Origin of the sequence: Pseudomonas segetis (genome assembly GCF_900188155.1) — a bacterium.
GTDB lineage: Bacteria > Pseudomonadota > Gammaproteobacteria > Pseudomonadales > Pseudomonadaceae > Aquipseudomonas > Aquipseudomonas segetis.
This window is the reverse complement of sequence record NZ_FZOG01000001.1, coordinates 196,940-217,609: the sequence shown is the minus strand read 5'-3', so window position 1 is coordinate 217,609 and position 20,670 is coordinate 196,940. Positions and strand designations below refer to the sequence as shown.

Genomic DNA, 20,670 nt, shown 5'->3' with positions numbered 1-20,670 from the left:
CCCCTTAAATCCACAACTTCTTGAAGTCACGCCCGCCAAAAATCAGGTTGACCATGGCGCGAGTCACCCAAATAGCAGTGAACATAGACGTCAGGATGCCAAGCGACAGCGTTACCGCAAAGCCCTTGACCGGCCCGGTCCCCATTGCGAACAGGATGCCCCCGACCAACAGCGTCGTCAGGTTGGCATCGATGATCGCCGAGAACGCGCGGTCGAAACCTTCATGGATTGCCCGTGGAATCGACATGCCATTGGCGATTTCTTCGCGGATACGCGAGAAGATCAGCACGTTGGCGTCAACCGCCATACCCATGGTCAATACGATACCGGCGATACCTGGCAAGGTCAGCGTTGCACTGAGCAACGACATCAATGCCAGCAGCAAAATCATGTTGAAGCCCAGCGCGATGGTCGCCAAGACACCAAAGAAGCGATAGATCGCAATGATAAACAGCGATACGAACAGCATGCCCCACAGCGCTGCGTCGACACCCTTGGCAATGTTATCCGCACCCAGGCTAGGGCCGATGGTGCGCTCTTCAGCGAAGTACATCGGCGCGGCCAGGCCACCGGCACGCAGCAACAGGGCCAATTCAGACGACTCACCCTGACCGTTCAGGCCGGTAATGCGGAACTGACTGCCCAGCGGCGACTGAATGGTTGCCAAGCTGATGATTTTCTTCTCTTCGGCGAAGCTTGGCACGGCAACTTCTTGCTCCACGCCATCAACCATCTTGCGCACGAACTTGGTGATCGGCTTTTGCTCGATGAAGATTACCGCCATGCTGCGACCAACGTTGCTGCGCGTTGCGCGGCTCATCAGGTCGCCACCGTGGTTATCCAGGCGAATATTGACTTGCGGACGGCCATTTTCATCAAAGCTGGCCTGCGCGTCGGTCACCTGGTCACCAGTGATGATCAGCTCACGCTCAAGGTCGACCGGCGGACGACCCGGTTCACGAAACTCGAAGGCTTCGGTCGATGCCTTTGATGCATCGGCAGCTGCTTCAAGGCGGAACTCGAGGTTGGCCGTCTTGCCCAGAATACGCTTGGCTTCAGCGGTATCCTGCACACCCGGCAGCTCAACCACGATACGGTTGGCACCCTGGCGCTGAACCAACGGCTCAGCCACGCCCAGTTCGTTTACCCGGTTACGTACGGTGGTCAGGTTTTGCTTGATCGAGTATTCACGAATTTCAGCAATCTTGGCCTTGGTCAATGTCAAGCGCAGCACTTGCATGCCACTGCGCTCGGTGGTGGTCAGGTCAAAGTCAGTGAAGTCCTTGCGCACCAGGCTTCTGGCTTTTTCAAGCGTATCTTCATCAGCAAAACCCAGCTGAATTGCACCTGCCTGCTCCGGCATGCTGCGGTAACGCACGCGCTCTTTACGCAACAAGGTCTTGACCTCGCCCTCGTAAACCTTGCGCCGTGCATCCAGGGCTTTCTCCATGTCAACTTCGAGCAGGAAGTGGACACCACCGGAAAGGTCGAGACCCAGCTTCATCGGCGTCGCACCGACGCTGCGCAGCCAGTCAGGCGTTGTTTGCGCAAGGTTCAGCGCAACCACGAAATCTTCACCGAGCGCCTTGCGCACGATGTCTTTTGCAGGAAGCTGATCTTCCTTCTTGACCAAGCGCAGCAAACCTGCCTTGCCCTGGTCGGCAACGCTAAGGCCCTTGACCTCGATACCAGCCTCTTTCAACGCACGGTCTGCACGATCAAGATCAGACTGTTCGATGCGCTTGGCGGTGCTGTTGCCACTAATCTGGATAGCCGGGTCATCCGGATACAGGTTAGGAGCAGAGTAGAGAAAGCCGACGGCCAACACGGCCACAATCAGCAGGTACTTCCAAACTGGAAATTTATTGAGCATGACGCCGCCCGTTGTAACGCGGGGCGCATTTAGCGCCCCGTCGAATGGTAAAGGTTGAAACTTAGATGGCTTTCAGAGTGCCTTTAGGCAAGGTCGCTGCAATGGCAACCTTCTGAATTTTCAGCTCAACGGTATCCGAGACTTCAATCACTACAAAGTCATCGCTGACTTTGTTGACCTTGCCAGCAATCCCACCAGTGGTGACGACTTCATCACCTTTCTGCAGGCTGCTGAGCAGGTTCTTGTGCTCTTTGGCACGCTTGGACTGTGGACGCCAGATCATCAGGTAGAAGATGACCAGGAAACCGACCAGAAATACCCACTCAAAACCGCTACCAGCTGGGCCGGCCGCAGGTGCAGCAGCGTCTGCGAATGCCGCAGGGATAAAAAAGCTCATGTATCACTCCTGTTGAAATAGTTTTTAAACAAACTCGGGTTTAGTCCAGCGGCGGCGTTGGCAGACCACGCTGGCTGTAGAAGCTATCGACAAAGGCGGCCAATGTACCCTGTTGGATAGCACCGCGCAAACCAGCCATCAAGCGCTGATAGTGACGTAAGTTGTGGATTGTATTCAGCATACTGCCCAACATTTCGCCGCATTTGTCCAAATGATGCAGATAAGCACGGGAGAAGTTCTGGCAGGTGTAGCAATCGCAATTGGCATCCAGGGGAGAATCATCGTGACGGTGCGCTGCATTGCGGATCTTCAACACACCGGTATCGACAAACAGGTGGCCATTGCGAGCGTTACGGGTCGGCATCACGCAATCGAACATATCCACGCCACGACGCACACCTTCGACCAAATCCTCGGGCTTGCCCACCCCCATCAGGTAACGCGGTTTTTCAGCCGGCATCAGGCCTGGCAGGTAGTCGAGCACCTTGATCATTTCTTCTTTTGGCTCACCCACCGACAAGCCGCCAATCGCCAGGCCATCAAAGCCAATTTCATTGAGGCCCTCGAGCGAACGCTGGCGCAACTCCTGGTACATGCCGCCCTGGACAATACCGAACAGCGCTGCAGTGTTATCGCCGTGAGCAGCTTTTGAACGCTTGGCCCAACGCAGCGACAACTCCATCGACGTCTTGGCTACATCGAACTCTGCTGGATACGGCGTGCACTCGTCGAAAATCATTACCACATCTGAGCCCAGGTCGCGCTGGACCTGCATCGACTCTTCCGGCCCCATGAACACCTTGGCACCGTCAACCGGGGAGGCGAAGGTCACGCCCTCCTCCTTGATTTTGCGCATGGCACCCAAGCTGAAGACCTGGAAGCCACCGGAGTCAGTCAGGATAGGACCTTTCCACTGCATGAAGTCGTGCAGGTCGCCGTGCTCCTTGATGACCTCGGTACCCGGGCGCAGCCACAGATGGAAGGTGTTACCCAGGATCATCTGCGCGCCAATCGCCTCGATATCACGAGGCAACATGCCCTTGACCGTGCCGTAAGTGCCGACCGGCATGAATGCAGGGGTTTCCACTACGCCACGTGGGAAGGTCAGGCGTCCGCGACGCGCCTTGCCATCGGTTGCCAACAACTCAAAAGACATACGGCAAGTACGCGTCATACGTGATCCTCGGGCCCGCGCGCCGCGGGATTACGGGTGATGAACATGGCATCACCATAACTAAAGAAACGGTAACCCTCGGCGACAGCACTTTGATAAGCCGCCATGGTTTCCGGATAACCTGCAAACGCCGACACCAGCATCAGCAAGGTCGACTCAGGCAGGTGAAAATTGGTTACCAGCGCATCGACCACATGAAATGGCCTGCCGGGGTAGATAAAAATATCAGTATCGCCACTGAAGGGCTTGAGCTCGCCATCACGCGCGGCTGTTTCCAGCGAGCGTACGCTGGTCGTGCCCACGGCGATCACCCGGCCACCGCGTGCACGACAGGCAGCCACCGCGTCGACCACATCCTGACCAACCTCAAGCCACTCGCTGTGCATGTGATGATCTTCGATACGCTCGACACGCACGGGCTGGAAAGTACCCGCGCCGACATGCAAGGTGACAAAGGCAGTCTCGATACCTTTGTCAGCAATGGCTGCCATCAGCGCTTCATCGAAATGCAGCCCCGCCGTTGGCGCCGCTACCGCACCAGCGCGCTGGGCATAGACGGTCTGATAACGCTCGCGGTCGGCTGCATCGTCCGGCCGATCAATATAAGGCGGCAACGGCATATGGCCGACCCGCTCAAGCAGCGGTAAGACTTCCTCGGCAAAGCGCAACTCGAACAGGGCATCGTGACGGGCAACCATTTCTGCCTCGCCGCCCCCCTCAAGCAAAATGCTCGAGCCAGGTTTTGGTGACTTGCTCGAGCGCACATGCGCCAGCACGCGATGGCTGTCCAGCACACGCTCAACCAGAATCTCAAGCTTGCCGCCCGAAGCCTTCTGGCCAAACAAGCGCGCAGGAATGACCCGCGTGTTGTTAAACACCATCAGGTCGCCTGGGCGCAAAAACTCGAGCAGGTCACTGAATTGACGGTGGCCCAGCGCACCGCTCGGTCCATCGACCGTTAGCAGGCGACTGGCACGCCGCTCAGTCAATGGATGACGAGCAATCAGGGCTTCAGGTAAATCAAAATGAAAATCGGCAACACGCATGACAGAAGGGTCATCTAGCAGGGCGGCAAAGTTTAGCGGAAATTATTAAAAATGACCACGAAAGAGCATTGACCAACTCGAAACTCGTCCCTATACTTCGCCGCCATTGTGCCCCGGTGGCGGAATCGGTAGACGCGGCGGATTCAAAATCCGTTTTCGAAAGAAGTGGGAGTTCGAGTCTCCCCCGGGGCACCACAAACTCGAAGAAAGGCCTTGATTATCAAGGCCTTTTTTATGCCCGAGGTAAAGTTGGCACAGTGGTTCCAGGCAACGCTTATTAATAAAAATCGGCCTGCCTTGGCTCTTTTCCACGCGCCCTGCACCATGCCTGCGCCTACTCGAAGCGCCCTTGCCCATCGCGATCACGCAAGTAGCGGTGCGCCACTGGAAACGGCGGCAGCCACGACTCTCGCCTTAGCATCCATAACTCGTAGGTGGGTCGTAACTGGTCCGGCTCATCCAGCGAGCCCAGGTTCAGCTCGACCTCGTCAGCGCTACGGGAAAAGACCGATGAGCCACAGCTGGGACAGAAATACCGACCCTGGTATTCACCGACCTCACCAGTGATGGTTACGGCATCCTCGGGAAATATCGCCGAGGCGTGAAACAACGCGCCGTGATGCTTGCGGCAATCCTGACAATGACAGATACCCACCCGATAGGGCTGGCCAACCGCGACAATTCGAACTTTGTCGCACAGGCAACCCGCGTTGAACGACTCCACAAGCACCTCCTCTAAAATTATGCTGTTGTAACCAATAGCCAAGACAATTAAACAGCAGCTACCATTTTATCCCCTTGGAGAAGGCTCCATGCTCAAAACAGCCCTCATACTGAGTTTAGGCATTGTGCTCAGCGCCTGCGCTCACGAAAGCTCGTCCCCAACACCTGCTGCTCCGCCTACAACGGCTCCCGATCAATGGGTTGGCAGGTGGATAGGCGTCGAAGGCCTCAATTTGACCCTGAGCAAGGATGCAGCGGCAGGCCCCGGGCACTATTTGCTGAAGATGCAATATGGCCTTGATGCCGAGCAAAGCGGTACCTACAAAGGCCAGGCAACAGCAGATGGCATCGCGTTTAACCGGCAGGATGGTTCGCAGCTACTGCGCGCCGGAGATGGCCAGGCAACAGGGCTGAAATGGCTGGCGGACAAGCACAACTGCTTGATTGTGAAACCAGGCGAAGGCTATTGCCGAGACTGAACATTTGCAGTCACCAACAACTGGTCCGGCTAGTTGAAGCCCTGGCTGGGCAACAACCGGACCCGATATGACTTTTCTTTCAGATCAACGGATCAAGTTGGCAACCCGGCAAGCACCTGGCATTGCCAAAGCCAGTTGCAAGTTGATGGCCAAAGGCCTGTATTCCTCGCTGCGTCCCAGTTCGCATTCGAGTTATGATTAGGCGACATAAAGCGGACTTCCCAGAACTATGGCCGTTGACCTACAAGCGCTCTATCCCAAATTGATCCACCTGATGCTGGACACTGTGTTCGTGGTCGACAAGGACAACCAGATCGTATTTGTCAGTGATGCCTGCAAAGCCCTGCTCGGCTACCACCCCAGCGAACTGACGGGCACCGCGATCACCAACTATATGCACCCTGATGATCTGGCGATCACCCAGGCTTCGATTGTCCGTGTCATGAGTGGCAAGCCCCACATCGATTTCCGCAACCGCTACATCCGCAAGGATGGAAGCGTCGTACACATCCTCTGGGCGGCCTTCTGGTCCGAGGAGGTGGGCGCAAGGATTGGTGTTGCACGAGACATCACCGCCCTGTGGCAGGCAGAATCGGAGCTGCATTTCCTTGCCCACCATGACCCGTTAACCGAACTGGCCAACCGCTCGCTTTTCAGCGAACGACTGGAATCGGCCCTGCGCGGAGCCCGCCGCCACCAGAACTCACTTGCCCTGCTGTTCATAGATATCAATGACTTCAAGGGCATCAACGATGTTCATGGCCATGTCGCAGGAGATCGTGTACTGCGCTTGATCGCCCAGCGCCTGAAAAGCTGCGTACGCGAGACCGACACTGTCGCGCGCATGGGCGGTGATGAATTCACAGTGCTATTGACCGATATTCAATCCCAGGACGCAGTGGCAGCCAAGGTCGAGCAGATCCTCGAAATCATGGCCGAGCCGCTGGGCGCTGACTTTGGCGCAATAAAAATGCCGTCCTGCAGCATCGGCGTGGCCTGCTACCCCGCTGATGGCGAGGATGCCGACACCCTGCTAAGCCATGCGGATGGCGAAATGTACCGGGTTAAAAAGCAGCGCAGCATCGTTCGCTAGGCCACAAGTTGCCCGCAAAGGGGTCGCAGCCTGCCTGATTCAAGCAGTTGGCCGAGTCGACTCATCCAGTCAAGCGCTTGCAAGCCAAAGCTGTAAATGGACGCGCACGCTCTCGTGGTAATCCTTCTCGCAAAACAACAATAAACTTTTGCACGGTTATTCCAGAAAACATTATTACTGCGTATGATAGTGATTCGTATTAACACTATAAATACAGCAGAGTCCGCCATGTCCGCCAATCCTCCCTTGCATTCACACACACCCTTCGCCCAGCGCTCATCACTGACAATCCGCCCCTTGGCCCTGGCGGTGCACATGCTTGCAGCCGGGACAGCCCTGGCGGTGCCATCGGTCATGGCAGCGGAGCAAGCTGAGTCAACCGAGGCCGCGAGTGCTGTAACCCTGAAGCCAATGGAGATCACTGGCGCCGCCGAGCCGAGTGCAGTCACTGAGGATACCCACTCCTACACCACAGAAGCTGCCCGTACCGCCACGCCGTTGAGCATGTCGCTGCGCGAGACGCCGCAGTCGGTCAGCGTGGTTACCCAGCAGCGCATTGAAGACCAGGACCTGGAAACCATCCTTGACGTGGTCAACAACGCCACCGGTGTGTCGGTCAACCGCTACGAAACCAGCCGCGCACAGTTCAACGCCCGTGGCTTTGAACTCAACTCGCTGATGATCGACGGCGTACCCACCATTTATGAGCAACCATGGAGTTCCGGCGAGATTTTCAGCAGCCTGGCCATGTATGACCGTGTTGAAATCGTACGCGGCGCCAACGGTTTGATGACCGGTGCAGGCGATCCTTCGGCATCCATCAACCTGGTGCGCAAACGCGCCAGCAGTCGCGACCTGAAAGGCTCGGTCAAATTCAGCGCAGGGACATGGGATACCTTTGGCACCGAAGCCGATGTATCCACTGCCCTGAACGAGGCTGGCACCATTCGCGCACGCCTGGTTGGCGAAGTGACAGATGGCGATACCTGGATCGACGATAACTCCAAGCGCAGTGAAACGGTCTACGGCACCATGGACATCGACCTGACGCCCGATACCACCCTGTGGTTCGGCCTGAGCAACCAGGACAACAGCGAAGACTCGCCAATGTGGGGCGGCCTGCCCGTCTGGTACGCCGATGGCAGCCGCACCAACTGGAGCCGCTCGAAATCGACCTCCGCGGGCTGGAGCAAGTGGGACACCAGCTACAAGACTTACTTCGTCAATCTTGACCACACCTTTGCCAACGACTGGCAGGTCCACCTCAGCTACAACCGTGGCGAGCGCAAAGGCGACTCCGCGTTGCTTTACCTGTCTGGCAACCCAGGCCGTGACGGCAGCAGCCCGATGTCCTCGTTCCCGGCAACCTACAAAACCGAGACAACCCAGGACGACTACAGCATTCGCTTCGATGGCCCATTCTCGCTACTGGGTCGTAAACACGACCTGGCCTTTGGTTACATCGACAGCAAACAAGAGTTCGATGCCGACGCACTGGTTGCCCAGACCGGCTTTGGCGGGGTGCCAAACTTCGACGCCTACAACGGTGATTTCCCTGAGCCCGTCTGGGCACCACGCAGCGACTATGGCTACAGCGAAACCCGCCAAAAAGGTTTGTACGCAGCAACGCGCCTTAACCTGACCGACGACCTGAAGCTTATCCTGGGCGGTCGCGACAGCTGGTACGAGCAGACCAGCGATGACATCTACTCGGAGGTCAGCAAGGTCGATGTGGATCATGAGCTGACGCCTTACGCGGGTATCGTCTATGACCTCAATGAAAACCTGTCTGCCTATGCCAGCTACACGGAAATCTTCCTGCCGCAGTCGGTACGTGACCGCAACGGCCAGCAGCTGGACCCCATTGTCGGCGAGAGCAGCGAATTAGGCCTCAAGGGTGAGTTCTTCAATGGTCGTCTGAACGCCTCTGCGGCGGTATTCCAGATCAAGCAGGACAACCTGGGCCAGAGCACCGGCCAATTGATTGATCCAACCAACCCCATTGGCGGTTACGCTTATGAAGCAAGTGAGGGCGCGACCAGCAAAGGCTTTGAAATTGAGGTCTCTGGCGAACTGGCCCCGGACTGGAATGCCTCGGTCGGCTATACCCAGTTCACCGCTGAAGATGCCGATGACAACGACGTCAACACCCTGTATCCGACCAAACTGTTGCGTACCTTCACCACTTATCGCCTGCCCGGCATGTTCAACAAGTTGACCATCGGCGGCGGTGTTAACTGGCAGGACAGCATCTACACCTACGCCACCAACCCGGCGGGCAACTCCGAGAAAATCGAACAGGATGCCTATGCACTGGTCAACCTGATGGCACGCTACGACATCACCGAGAACCTGTCGGCCCAATTGAATGCCGACAACATTACCGATGAAAAGTACTTCGATATTTTCGATGCCTACGGCGCCCTGACTTACGGTGCGCCACGGAGCTTCACCGCTTCGGCCAAGTACCGCTTCTGAGTGCGTCAAGCTGTACTGCACAACACCGGCCCTGCGCCGGTGTTGTGCATTCTGGGGGTATGCCTGGGCTCGGTGTCACGACGAAACTTCAGCCCTGGCGATAATCTTTTGTGGTTTTCCCCGTCCAGCGCTTAAAGGCACGACGAAAGTTTGTGGGTTCGGAAAACCCCAGCAGCAATGCAATATCATCGGTGCTCATAATCGTCGTTTTAAGGTATTCGATGGCCAAGGAGCAGCGCACGTCATCGGTAATCTGCACAAAGGAAATGCCCTCTTCCTGCAATTTGCGCCGCAGGCTGCGAGTCGTCATGTACAGCTTTTGCGCGACAGTTTCCATACTCGGAAACTCACCCGGCGTTTGCATCATCATCTGGTACACCTCGCCCGAAATACCCGAAGACACCTTTGCCTGACCAATCAGGCGATCGCAGGTTTCTTGCAATACCGTGGCCGTCAAACGATGTGCCAGATGGGGCTTTTGCTCAAGTATCGAGCTGTCGTAATACAGCTCGCACTGATCGTGATCGAAAATGCATGGGCAGCCCAGGTACTGCTCGTAGATCGCGGCATGGGCCGGAGCCGGGTAAGAAAAACAGGCTTTGGTTGGCGGACAGCTTTTCCCGAAAACATCCTGAAGGTGGGTGACGTGCTGGGTGAACTGCTGCTCGATAAGAAACTGCTTGATCTCCCTGGACGGGCTTGGGTTCGAAGCATCAGGGAAGGTCCACACCGCCTCGTTTTCATACTCATGCCATTCAATGGTCAGCGTAGGCGTTGCCAACGAATGGTATTTAACCCCAAGCCTGAAATAGTCCCGCAGTGACAAACAAGACATCAGCGCATAGCCATACATCCCATAGGCCGACAGGTGCAAGCGCGAACCAGTGATAAAGGGCGTGGCAGGGTCTTTCGACAAGCTCAGCGCGTTGCCGCAGACCGTCGCGTACTGGCGCACCGAAGTCAGCGCCGTCGCATCATAGATTTTGTCCTCGTCCACACCGCTGCCTCTCAGGCTGTCAGCCGGTGCAATGCCCTGCTCTGCAAGAACCTCAACTAATGCCGCAATTTTATAGGGAGCGTAGATACGCTCATTGAACAAAGGCATTTTGGGGGGCATTGGCGGGTTCCTTTCCCTGTCCTTTATAGATTCTTTTGTGTCCGTTAATGATCTTACCGACACATGGGAATTTCAATAAGCTTGTTTTATAGACCGCGCCTGCAAACGCCATCGCGTGTTATCGCGCCGGTAAAAGTCCAATAACAAGCCAGGTCCCCAATGAGCCAGTTGAATCGCAAAGTCATCATTTCCTGTGCAATTACAGGCGCCACGCACACGCCGTCGATGTCTGAATACCTTCCTCTGTCACCGAGAGAAATCGAGGAACAGTCCATCGAAGCTACCGAAGCTGGCGCAGCGATCCTGCACTTGCATGCACGCGACCCGGATGACGGCCGACCGACTCCTGACCCAGAAGTCTTCAGCCAATTCGTCCCGGCGATCGCCCAAGCAACAGATGCCGTTATCAACATCACCACCGGCGGCAGTACTCGCATGACGCTGGCGCAACGGCTCGCCTATCCGTTGATTGCCAAGCCCGAACTGTGCTCGCTGAATATGGGTTCGATGAATTTTTCTATCCACCCCATTGCCCGGAAAATTTCATCCTGGAGCCATGGCTGGGAGAAAGAACATATCGAGGGCATGGAAGATGTGGTGTTTAAAAACACCTTCAAAGACATCAAAGACATCATGCTCCAGCTCGGGGAATACGGTACCCGTTTCGAGTTTGAGTGCTACGACGTCGGCCACCTGTACAACCTGGCTTATTTCGTCGAACAAGGGCTCGTGAAACCCCCACTGTTTATCCAATCCTGTTTCGGTATTCTCGGCGGCCTCGGTGCCGACCCGGAAAACATGGCAGTCATGAGGTCCACCGCGGACCGCTTATTCGGCCGCCACAACTATGAGTTTTCGATTCTCGGTGCCGGCCGACATCAACTGTCACTGACAACCATGGGCGTGATCATGGGCGGCAATGTGCGCGTAGGCCTGGAAGACAGCATCTATCTCGCCAAAGGGGTCAAGGCCAAAACCAATGCCGAGCAAGTACGAAAGATCCGCCACATCCTCGAAGAGTTGTCGTTCGAAATAGCTACACCCGAGGAAGCCCGGCAAATGCTTGGGCTCAAAGGCAAACACAAGGTCGAGATTTAACCTTTACCCGAACCTTGCAACAAAAATAAAAATGAGGCTTCTTCATGACAGTCATGCTCAGTAGCGCAGAGATCCATGGGCTCGCCACCCGGCGGGCAATGGTCCGGCTTATACCCTTGATGTGCGCAATCTACTTCATGTCCTACCTGGACCGTACGAACGTCGCACTCGCCAAGTCTGCGCTGAGTGCAGACCTTGGCATCAGTGCAGCTGCATATGGCCTGGGCGCTGGAATTTTCTTCCTCGGCTATGCGTTACTGGAGGTTCCTAGCAACCTTCTGGCGCACCGCATAGGTCCACGCCGCTGGATTGCCAGGATTGCCGTAACCTGGGGCGCGCTATCCTCGGCCATGATGTTTGTCCAGGGCGAATGGTCCTTCTATTTGCTTCGAGTCCTGCTCGGTATCGCCGAAGCGGGCCTGTTCCCCGCACTGATGTATATGGTGACCCTGTGGTTTGCACCCAAGGATCGTGCCATAGCCGTCGGCTGGATTTACATAGCGCCTGCCTTGGCGCTGGTGATCGGCAATCCGATCGGGGGCGCACTGATGAAGATGGACGGCATTGGCGGCTTGCATGGCTGGCAGTGGATGTTCCTTCTGGAGGGTCTGCCCAGCATTATTGTGGGGGTAATCCTTTGGTTCAAACTGCCCGAGCGCCCACGCGACGCACGCTGGTTGAGCAAGGCGGAAGCCGAGTCACTAGAAGCCCATGCATTGCTCCCCGGGCATGCAAATCCCCATGACTACTCTGGTCACTGGGTTCAAGCACTGAAGCGCCCGACGACAATACTGATCGGATTGATTTACTTCCTTAACCAAGTGGCTTTCGTCGGGCTGGTGTTCTTTACGCCGTCGATCATCCAGCAAATGCAGATCAGCTCACCATTAACCGTGGGCTTGCTATCAAGCAGTGTCGGCATCGGGTTTCTCGCTGGCGTTTTGATCCTGCCCAGGATTCACCGGAAAATAGCCCGCGACTGCTATTGCCTGGGGTTGTTCACCTGCGGCCTGATTGCCAGCGCTGTTGCATTTACCCTGATCGACAATGCATCGGCGCGTATTGCCCTGTTTACCGCAACGGCCTTTTTCGCCGGTGGCGTTCTACCCATTTACTGGGCCATTGCCATGAAACGCCTGCAAGGCATTGAGGCCGCTGCAGGCTTGGCGTTTATCAACACCATCGGCCTGTTGGGCGGCTTCGCGGGGCCTTATCTGTTCGGTCTGGTAGAAAAGGCTTCGGGCTTGAGCTCGTCTGGTTTCTACGTGATCCTTGCAGCCGCCGTGCTGGGCTTGCTGCTGGTGCCCGCTCTGGCAAAAGCAATCAATGCCGAGACAAATGCCACAGCCATGCCGATTACCGAGTAAGAGGAAAACAGATGAAGATTGTTGACTTGCTAACGCCCGCTGCCAACTTGAAAGTTGTGATTACCGGTGGCGCAGCGGGAATCGGCGCGGTTATCGCCAAGGCGTTTTATGAGGTTGATGCGCAGGTCTACATTTGCGATATCGACGCCAGCGCTGTTGAACGCATGAAGCTTGAGCACCCGGGCATGCTCGGGGGCGTGGTGGATGTCAGTATCAAACAGCATGTCGACCGCATTATGGCTGAAGCCATGGCCCTGCTTGGCGGCATAGACGTTCTCGTCAATAACGCAGGCATTGCCGGGCCAACGGGCAGCATCGACGAGCTGGATGCACACGCATGGGAGCAGACAGTTTCGACCAATCTTAATAGCCAGTACTACTTTCTGAGCAAAGCGGTGCCTTATCTCAGGCAATCAGGCCAGCACCCACACATTATTGCAATGTCATCGGTTGCCGGTCGGTTGGGCTATCCCTTCAGAACACCCTATGCATCAACCAAGTGGGCAATTGTCGGGCTCATGAAATCACTGGCCAATGAACTGGGCCCACACAATATAAGGGTGAACGCGATCCTGCCTGGGGTTGTTGCAGGTGAGCGCATGGATCGAGTAATTGGCGCGCGGGCAGAAACCCTGGGCATCAGCTTCGACTCAATGCGCGATCAGTACCTGGAGAAAATATCCCTACGCCGGATGGTCACCATGGAAGACGTTGCCGCCATGGCGCTGTTTTTGTCATCCCCAGCCGCAGTCAATATCACTGGCCAGGCGATAAGTATCGATGGGAACGTTGAATATCTATGATTGAGCTGCTCAGCACCGCCGCCGAGCAGCAGGACCACAAGCAGCCCTACTGCACCTGAGGCGATGTGGCCGTGTTGAAACCGACCACATCGCGACAGCATATGCCCGGTCAGTTGTTTTGCGGCGTCTCGCCACGAGCCAGCCGAGCGTTGATCTCATCGATTACCGCAGGCAACTCGGCAATGGTGTCGATCAAATAGTGCGGCCGCGAACCTTCGAACATCTGGCCGATACGTGCGCGCTCCTGCTCGAGCTTGTCTTGCGGCAGTGCCTTGAACTGCTCATAGGTCAGGCCCAGGGCATTGCCCGAGCAGGTCAGTGCGACTGTCCACATACCGGCACTGCGGCCTTCGAGAATGCCCGGCCAGGTGTCGTCGACCTTTACACAGGCAGCGACATCACTGATGCCCAGGGCGATGACATTGGCCAGCGACTGCGCCGGATGCGGACGGCCATTAGGCACCTCGTCGGTTGCGACCACATGATCCGGCACATAGCCGTTGGTACGCGCCAACTCGACCACCCGGGCCATGACCACCGCCGGATAACCTGAGCAGGTCCCGATCTTCAAACCTTTGTCGCGCAATGCGGCGATGGCATCGAGCGCACCGGGGATCAGCGCCGAGTGGTCGGCAATCTTTTCGATTTGCAGCGGCATAAAACGCTCGTAAATCGCGGTGACATCAGCATCCGTCGGTGTTCGACCAAATGCTGCGCGGTAGCGCTCGGCAATCTGCGGATCGTTACACAGGGTGCGTATGTGATCCCACTTGCCCATGCCCATCGGACCGCGCGCCTCATCCAGGGAAACCGCGACACCAAATTCAGCGAAGGCTTCAACGAAGATTTGCGTGGGTGCAAAGGAGCCAAAATCGACGACGGTGCCGGCCCAATCAAGAATCGCAGCCTGCAGGTGGGTGGGTTGCTGGTAGTTCATGGTTTTCTCCATTTGCAAAAACTCCGCAGACGCAGGAGCTGAATGATGTTTGAAATCGATATTCATGTGTGCCTTTCGGCAATCCAGTTGAAATCCAAGTGCGTCCGGCTGAATCTGTATTGCTCGTCCTGATCCTGAAACGCTGGAGCAATACAACCTAGATCCAATACAGCACCAGCTGTGCGACCAGCAGCCAGCGCGGACAGGATCAGGCAGCCTGTGAACCGATAAAGTTCTTGCCGCGCGCGCCCTGCATGGCGGAGAAAACCATCTGCCGCGCCTCACCTTCGGTCACTCCGTAATCGGCAAACTCGGTTTTGACGTCCAGGCGATGGAGGAACGCACGCAATTGCGCCTGGGCTTGACCCAGGTCGGGTCCGAAGACTCGCTGCAGCGTCTGGTCCCGCCCCGCTTCCTTGCCCCAGGCCAGGCCCAGGACGTACGGCAAGGTGAAGGAACAGGCGATGCCGTGAGACAGGCCATGACGCAGGGTCAGCTCATAGGAAATGGAATGCGCAAGGGCCGTCTTGGTGTTGGAAAAGGCCAATCCTGCTTTCAGGGCAGCCAAGGCCATGCGCGAGCGCAGTTCGCGGCTCGCCAGGTTTTGCTGCAGCAGGGGAAGACAATCGAAAATGTCCTCGATGGCAGAAACAGCAAGGGTGTCGGAAATCGGATTGGCGTTGACATTCCAGATCGACTCCAAGGCGTGAGACAGCGCATCCAGCCCGGTCGAGACAGTTACAGCAGCGGGGAGCGTGAGCATCAAGTCTGGGTCGATGATAGCTGCAGTTGGCCAGGTGCACTGCAAATGCAGCGAATACTTCTTCTGCTGCTGCGAGTCCCAAATGGTTGCCCAAGGCGTTACTTCACTGCCGGTACCAGCGGTGGTCGGTACGGCTATCAGCCTCTTGTGGCGCGGCGGTGTAAAGGTTTTGCCAGTGGCCAACAGCGCCAGCAGCTCATCGAACTGACCGGAGTCGGTGCCGACAATCAGCGCCTTCGCTGTGTCTATGGCGCTGCCGCCACCAACGGCCAGCACAACTTCACAACCGGACGCCTGCTGCCAGAACCGCTCGTAGGTGGCGCGCAACTGGGCAACATCAGGATTAGGCTGGACGTTCTCGACCAGGTGAATCAAGCGATCGCCAAGCAATGCCTGGAGTGTGTCGATCAAACCCAGGTCACGCGCTTCGGGAAAAGTCACCAGGGCAACGGACTGGCCTTCGGTCAGGGCAACAACCTGGCTCAGGCTGCCAGCGCCGAAATAGGTGGCAACCGGGTTATGAAATTGGGCAGACATGACGCGTCCTTTTGTTGTTTGAACCTGCGGCATTAATAGTTGCCGAGTGATTCAGGCTCGAATCGATTGGTCCGGGGCGGTGATCGGTCAAACCCATAGCGCCCCTGGTCACAATGAAGTCGCTCATCGCACTGTTACTCCATCTATATGCCTTTTTGCGGCCAGGCCGAAGTGCATAAACAGGTCACTCAATGCCTGCCGTCGCCCTGAATGGCCTTGCGCAGACGACCCGAAAGCATGTCCGCGGCAATGACCATCAAGGTAATGACGATGATGCAGGTTGCCGTTTCCGGGTACTTGAACAGCTTGAGGCTGCTCACCAGCTCGAAACCCAAGCCGCCGGCACCGACCATTCCCAGCACCGTCGCGGAACGCAGGTTGACCTCGAACCGATACAGAATCACCGCGATCCAGGCAGTAATCACCTGCGGCAAGACCCCGAACACAATCACCTGCAGGGGCCTGGCCCCCGTTGCGCGAAGGGCTTCGAGCGGGCCTTGGTCAATTTCCTCGATACTGTCGGCAAAGAACTTTCCGAGCATGCCAACGCCGTGCACAGCCAAGGCCAGCACACCGGGAAACGGACCCAGGCCTACCGCCGAGACAAATACCAGTGCAAGAATCAGTTCATTGATGCTGCGAATCACGTTGAGCGCCTGCCGGGTACCCTGATACAACCAGCGATTACTGTGCAGGTTGCGCGCAGCGAGAAATGCCAGCGGCACCGCGAAGAGGATGCCGAGCAAGGTTCCCCAGATGGCAATCTGCACCGTCTCAAGCGCCGGGGCGAGCAACTTTGGCAAGATGTCCAGATCAGGTGGCACCGAACGGCTGATGAAATCACCAATCTGCGGCAACCCCGCCGCCAACTCGCCCCAACTGAGCTCCGCGCCACCCGCACTCCAGTGCAGCAAGGCAATGATCACCAACAGCAGGGTGCCGCTGACGGCCCAGCCACGCAGGCTTTCAGGCGTACTCACCAGCCAGCGATATTCGTGCGTACCCATGTCAGCCTCCCAGTCCATTGGCATAGTGCAACTGCGGCGCACAGGCCGCGGCGGATTCATCTTCAGTGGATTCTGCGTCTGGATAGATACGCTGCAAGGTCGCCTCATCAAGGCCACTGGCATCGCCGTCATAGACCAGCCGGCCATGGGCCAAACCGACAATACGGTCAGCGAATTCACGGGCGAACTCCACTTGATGCAGGTTGCACACCACGGTAATCCCCAGCTCGCGGCTGGCATCGTGCAGGTATTGCATGACCAGGCGTGCGGTCTTCGGGTCGAGACTGGCCACCGGCTCATCGGCCAGGATCACCTTGGGTTGCTGAGCCAGCGCCCGGGCGATGCCGACGCGCTGCATTTGCCCGCCGGACAGTGAATCCGTTCGCGCATCGGCCTTGTGCGCCAGCCCGACACGAAGCAAGCACTGGCGAGCCAGTTCGACGTCAGCCTGGCTGAACAGCTGCAACACCGAGGCCAGGGTCGACACCGAAGCAAGCCGCCCGGTCAGCACGTTCTTCAATACCGACAGGCGCGGCACCACATTGTGGTGCTGGAAGATCATCGCCACCTGGCGACGCAGCGCACGCTCATCACGGGCATCCAATGCATCGATGCCAGCCACCTGCAGCTCACCGCCGTCGGCCCTGGCCAGACGGTTCATGCAACGCAGGAAGGTCGATTTACCCGCACCGGACTGGCCAAGCACAACCACAAATTCACCAGCTCCGATTTGCAGATCGATGCCGCGCAGCACCTGGTTTCCACCGTAGTGCTTGCTCAGTTGGCTAACCCTGATCACTTCATCTTACTCAGCTCGAGATCGAGCACCTTGGCAGTATCGCGGACCACATCGTAGGCAGCATCGGTGGTCGGCTGAAAACCATTGAGCACACCTTGGTCGCCCCAAGGCACGTCCTTGACCTGGGCCAGCGCCTTGACCAGCTTCTGCTTAAGGGCCGGGTCCAGATCCTTGCGCCAGACCATCGGCGACTCCGGAATATCCGGCGAACTCCAGACAATCTGGATATCGTCTTGCTTGATCTGCCCCTGGCTGATCGCCGACGCGAGAATACGGTCAGCCACCGCTGCTGCGTCGACCTTACGGTTGACCACGGCCAGGATGCTGGCGTCATGGGAACCGGAGAACATCACCCGCGAAAACAGCTCTTCAGGCTGGTAGCCCGCCCGCTCAATACCGGCCTTGGGGAACAGGTGGCCGGAGGTTGAGCTCGGATCAACGAAGGCAAAGGTATGATCCTTGAGGTCTGCCAAGGTCTTAATACCACTGTCACGACGGGTGATGATCAAGCTGTGATAAGCGCTGGTGCCAGTCTTTTTGGTCACGGCCACAGCAAAAGCCTCGCTGTCGGCCATTTTATTGGCAAGCACATAGGAAAACGGGCCCAGGTAGGCAACATCCAGCTTTTTCGAGCGCAAGGCCTCGATCACACCGTTGTAATCGGTCGCCACGAAGGGCTTCACCGGCATGCCCAGGCCTGCCTCGAGCTGGTCGAGCACTTGTTGGCTGCTTTCGACCATTGATTGCGAGTCCTCGGAAGGAATCAAGCCGATGCGCAGGGCAGGCTCGGCCAATGCATGTGGACTGGCAAGCAGCGGCAATAAAACACTGCAGGCACAAAACAGTTTGCGAAAAGTGGTCATGGCATTTCCAGCAGTTGTTGTGGGAATGCCAGTTACCCTAACCCTGTAATGTGACGGTCATACGATCGATTCAATATGCATTTACGTCGAAAAGTATTGAAAGGATCTATGGATGTCGAACAGCAAACTGCGCGCCTTTCTGGCTGTCGCGCGACACGGCAGTTTCAGCGCAGGTGCCCGCTCCCTTGGCCTGAGCCAACCTACCATCACCACCCAGGTTCAAGCGCTGGAGCGCCAGCATAATCTCGAGCTCTTCCATCGCCGTGGCCGGCGCGCCGAGCTGTCCAGTGTCGGCCGCCAGCTACTGCCAATCGCCCAGCAACTAATTAGCCTGGAGGCCGAGGCCGACGGATTACTCCGCGACTCAGGCGCCCTCACCCGCGGGCAACTGCGCCTGGGCGCCGTGGGGCCATTCCATGTCATAGAGATGGTCGATGCCTACCGGCGCGATTACCCGCAGATCGATCTGTCGATCCGTATCGGCAACTCCGCCTCAGTGCTGGCTGACCTTGAGAACTACGTGATAGAAATAGGCGTACTGGCTGGGTTTCATGACTCCCCGGCATTTCATAGCATGCTCTATGCACGCCACCCAATCATACTGTTCGCCCATCACACACATGCCTTGGCCCAACGCGACAGGGTTCGCCTCGAAGAACTGCAAGGGCAACCCATGCTTTACCGCGAACAGGGCTCCACCACCCGCCTGGCGTTCGAAAAGGTGTTGGCTGAACGGCACGTCACACCCCGCATGGTCATGGAGATTGGCAGCCGCGAAGCCTTGCGCGAGGCAGTTGTGAGAGGAATCGGCCTGGGCATGGTTTCAGCGGCGGAATACGTTGGCGACCCGCAACTCAAGGTGATCCGCATCGAAGGCGAGCCAATACACACCGAGACATATCTATACTGCCTGGCCGAACGCAAGGGCAGCCAGATGATAGAAAGCTTCCTTGCTTGCGCAGACCAGGCCCGACAGCAACGCTGAACGGTTTTGCTCAGCACAACGCCCAGCGGAAAACCAGAAGCCTGCCCTCGCCACTTAATACAGCCAGGTCGAGATCAGGGTCTATCATTACTGATACTTCATTCCGGAACAGCCCATTAGGGAACCTCTGAAAAACTACTGCGCTCGATGTTACTGCGTTAAAAAACTGCTCAAAATGCTCATTTACAGCACGTAAACTTCGCTTTTCGCAGTTTTTTGCCTTGTCCTATCTTCGCTCGCTACCTTTTTCAGAGGCTCCTTAGGTGAACTAACCGAACCCGTGAAATATTCAACACTAACTACAGCGTTGCTCTGCCTCGTGCTAACGACCGTTGCCAGGGCCGGGCAATACCAGGTTGTTACCGAAGAGTGGGCGCCTTACAACTATAGTGAAAACAACCAGATCACCGGTATGGTTACCGAGGTCGTCAGGGCAATCATGGCGCGAACCGGGGATGACTTCGAGATAGTGCTGCTGCCCAGCATGCGAACCACGCACAGATTGAAAACCCGCCCCAAGACAATCATGTACTCCTTGTTCCGCACGGCTGAACGCGAATCTTTGTACAAATGGGTTGGGCCGGTAGTGGAAGAGTCCATCCACCCTTACCAGTTGGCGAGTGCGCCGCCGATAAACTCCCTGGAGCAACTGCTGCACGCTCCGCGGATCACCACACGCTATGCCGGCCTGGTACCCAGAATGCTCCAGTCACTGGGTTTCAAAAACCTCGACACCAGCGCAACCCAGAATCTTCAGCTCTACCGCATGCTGCTGGCCGGGCGCACCGACATCATCATCGGCGATACAGATTCGGGGGTGGCTTATTACAGCCGTCAGTTGAATATTGCCCCAGGCACACTGCGCCAGATACCTATCGAGCTTTATCGTTCATCCTTGTATATAGCCTTTAGCCGCGACAGTGCTGACGAACGAGTAGCCGCCTGGGCCCGTGCACTGGAGCAACTGCGCGACTCAGGCGAGCTGGCGCGCATCCAGCAACGGTATGAACATTGATGAACTCCAGCCTGTCGCGCACAACCGGGCCCTGAACTGGTGCAAAGTCTGTAAGCTCAGGTTGTGTATGGACTTGACGCAAAAGCTGGATTCGAATGCCTCGACAGTGAATCTGC

Annotated in this window: 19 protein-coding genes and 1 tRNA gene; 9 read left to right on the top strand and 11 right to left on the bottom strand. The window is 56.8% G+C overall.

What is annotated here, in order from left to right; genetic code table 11:
• Positions 1 to 4: 4 nt before the first annotated feature.
• The 4 genes from secD to queA form a co-directional block, all read right to left on the bottom strand.
• The gene (secD, locus tag CHB79_RS01050; protein ID WP_010484570.1) at positions 5 to 1,873 is read right to left on the bottom strand and encodes a protein translocase subunit SecD; all 1,869 of its coding nucleotides are present in this window, start codon (positions 1,871 to 1,873) and stop codon (positions 5 to 7) included.
• A gap of 61 nt (positions 1,874 to 1,934) precedes the next feature.
• On the bottom strand, positions 1,935 to 2,270 hold the full coding sequence (yajC, locus tag CHB79_RS01045; protein WP_010484568.1) for a preprotein translocase subunit YajC: 336 nt from the start codon (positions 2,268 to 2,270) through the stop codon (positions 1,935 to 1,937).
• 40 nt (positions 2,271 to 2,310) lie between these two features.
• Positions 2,311 to 3,426 carry a tRNA guanosine(34) transglycosylase Tgt gene (tgt, locus tag CHB79_RS01040; protein ID WP_176443129.1) on the bottom strand — a complete coding sequence of 372 codons (1,116 nt, stop codon included), beginning with the start codon at positions 3,424 to 3,426 and terminating at the stop codon, positions 2,311 to 2,313.
• 14 nt (positions 3,427 to 3,440) lie between these two features.
• On the bottom strand, positions 3,441 to 4,490 hold the full coding sequence (gene queA, locus CHB79_RS01035; protein ID WP_089358614.1) for a tRNA preQ1(34) S-adenosylmethionine ribosyltransferase-isomerase QueA: 1,050 nt from the start codon (positions 4,488 to 4,490) through the stop codon (positions 3,441 to 3,443).
• A gap of 110 nt (positions 4,491 to 4,600) precedes the next feature.
• On the opposite strand from queA, the gene CHB79_RS01030 reads away from it, so the two are divergent.
• Positions 4,601 to 4,685 (top strand) — tRNA-Leu (locus tag CHB79_RS01030).
• A 139-nt stretch (positions 4,686 to 4,824) separates the two neighbouring features.
• Here the strand turns inward: CHB79_RS01030 and CHB79_RS01025 are convergent.
• Complete coding sequence (locus CHB79_RS01025) at positions 4,825 to 5,214, bottom strand: GFA family protein (protein ID WP_089358613.1); 390 nt, start codon at positions 5,212 to 5,214, stop codon at positions 4,825 to 4,827.
• A gap of 88 nt (positions 5,215 to 5,302) precedes the next feature.
• Here CHB79_RS01025 and CHB79_RS01020 point away from each other — a divergent pair, with 88 nt between their 5' ends.
• The 3 genes from CHB79_RS01020 (at position 5,303) to CHB79_RS01010 (ending at position 9,263) form a co-directional block, all read left to right on the top strand.
• Positions 5,303 to 5,692: a hypothetical protein gene (locus CHB79_RS01020; RefSeq protein ID WP_089358612.1), complete on the top strand. Its 390-nt coding sequence runs from the start codon at positions 5,303 to 5,305 to the stop codon at positions 5,690 to 5,692.
• Positions 5,693 to 5,921: 229 nt separating this feature from the next.
• Positions 5,922 to 6,785, top strand: coding sequence for a sensor domain-containing diguanylate cyclase (locus tag CHB79_RS01015; protein WP_089358611.1), 864 nt, complete (start codon positions 5,922 to 5,924; stop codon positions 6,783 to 6,785).
• 228 nt (positions 6,786 to 7,013) lie between these two features.
• A complete protein-coding gene (locus CHB79_RS01010) occupies positions 7,014 to 9,263 on the top strand; it encodes a TonB-dependent siderophore receptor (protein ID WP_089358610.1) in 2,250 nt (749 codons plus the stop codon).
• An 88-nt stretch (positions 9,264 to 9,351) separates the two neighbouring features.
• On the opposite strand, the gene CHB79_RS01005 is transcribed toward CHB79_RS01010, so the two are convergent.
• On the bottom strand, positions 9,352 to 10,443 hold the full coding sequence (locus tag CHB79_RS01005; protein WP_245851316.1) for an AraC family transcriptional regulator: 1,092 nt from the start codon (positions 10,441 to 10,443) through the stop codon (positions 9,352 to 9,354).
• A 96-nt stretch (positions 10,444 to 10,539) separates the two neighbouring features.
• On the opposite strand from CHB79_RS01005, the gene kce reads away from it, so the two are divergent.
• Genes kce through CHB79_RS00990 form a run of 3 tightly spaced genes read left to right on the top strand, consistent with a single transcriptional unit; the run spans position 10,540 to position 13,648 of the window.
• Positions 10,540 to 11,478, top strand: a complete 939-nt coding sequence (gene kce, locus CHB79_RS01000; protein WP_089358609.1) for a 3,5-dioxohexanoate:acetyl-CoA acetone transferase — start codon at positions 10,540 to 10,542, stop codon at positions 11,476 to 11,478.
• 44 nt (positions 11,479 to 11,522) lie between these two features.
• Positions 11,523 to 12,845 carry an MFS transporter gene (locus CHB79_RS00995; RefSeq protein ID WP_089358608.1) on the top strand — a complete coding sequence of 441 codons (1,323 nt, stop codon included), beginning with the start codon at positions 11,523 to 11,525 and terminating at the stop codon, positions 12,843 to 12,845.
• Between the two features lie 11 nt (positions 12,846 to 12,856).
• Positions 12,857 to 13,648, top strand: coding sequence for an SDR family oxidoreductase (locus tag CHB79_RS00990; RefSeq protein WP_089358607.1), 792 nt, complete (start codon positions 12,857 to 12,859; stop codon positions 13,646 to 13,648).
• A gap of 109 nt (positions 13,649 to 13,757) precedes the next feature.
• Here CHB79_RS00990 and phnX read toward each other — a convergent pair whose 3' ends face one another.
• The 5 genes from phnX to phnD form a co-directional block, all read right to left on the bottom strand.
• On the bottom strand, positions 13,758 to 14,585 hold the full coding sequence (phnX, locus tag CHB79_RS00985) for a phosphonoacetaldehyde hydrolase (RefSeq protein WP_089359178.1): 828 nt from the start codon (positions 14,583 to 14,585) through the stop codon (positions 13,758 to 13,760).
• Between the two features lie 208 nt (positions 14,586 to 14,793).
• Positions 14,794 to 15,885 (bottom strand): iron-containing alcohol dehydrogenase PsrA, encoded by a 1,092-nt coding sequence (psrA, locus tag CHB79_RS00980; protein WP_010484549.1) that lies wholly within the window; start codon positions 15,883 to 15,885, stop codon positions 14,794 to 14,796.
• Between the two features lie 188 nt (positions 15,886 to 16,073).
• Positions 16,074 to 16,892, bottom strand: a complete 819-nt coding sequence (gene phnE / locus CHB79_RS00975) for a phosphonate ABC transporter, permease protein PhnE (RefSeq protein ID WP_029529370.1) — start codon at positions 16,890 to 16,892, stop codon at positions 16,074 to 16,076.
• A 1-nt stretch (position 16,893) separates the two neighbouring features.
• Positions 16,894 to 17,691: a phosphonate ABC transporter ATP-binding protein gene (phnC, locus tag CHB79_RS00970; RefSeq protein WP_089358606.1), complete on the bottom strand. Its 798-nt coding sequence runs from the start codon at positions 17,689 to 17,691 to the stop codon at positions 16,894 to 16,896.
• Entirely contained in the window at positions 17,688 to 18,554 is an 867-nt protein-coding gene (gene phnD / locus CHB79_RS00965) for a phosphonate ABC transporter substrate-binding protein (RefSeq protein ID WP_089358605.1), read from the bottom strand. Before phnD ends, phnC begins: the two co-directional genes overlap by 4 nt.
• A 112-nt stretch (positions 18,555 to 18,666) precedes the next feature.
• Here phnD and CHB79_RS00960 point away from each other — a divergent pair, with 112 nt between their 5' ends.
• Positions 18,667 to 19,539 (top strand): LysR substrate-binding domain-containing protein, encoded by an 873-nt coding sequence (locus tag CHB79_RS00960; RefSeq protein ID WP_089358604.1) that lies wholly within the window; start codon positions 18,667 to 18,669, stop codon positions 19,537 to 19,539.
• Positions 19,540 to 19,819: 280 nt separating this feature from the next.
• Positions 19,820 to 20,554, top strand: a complete 735-nt coding sequence (locus CHB79_RS00955; protein ID WP_089358603.1) for a substrate-binding periplasmic protein — start codon at positions 19,820 to 19,822, stop codon at positions 20,552 to 20,554.
• The last annotated feature ends 116 nt before the right edge of the window (positions 20,555 to 20,670 follow it).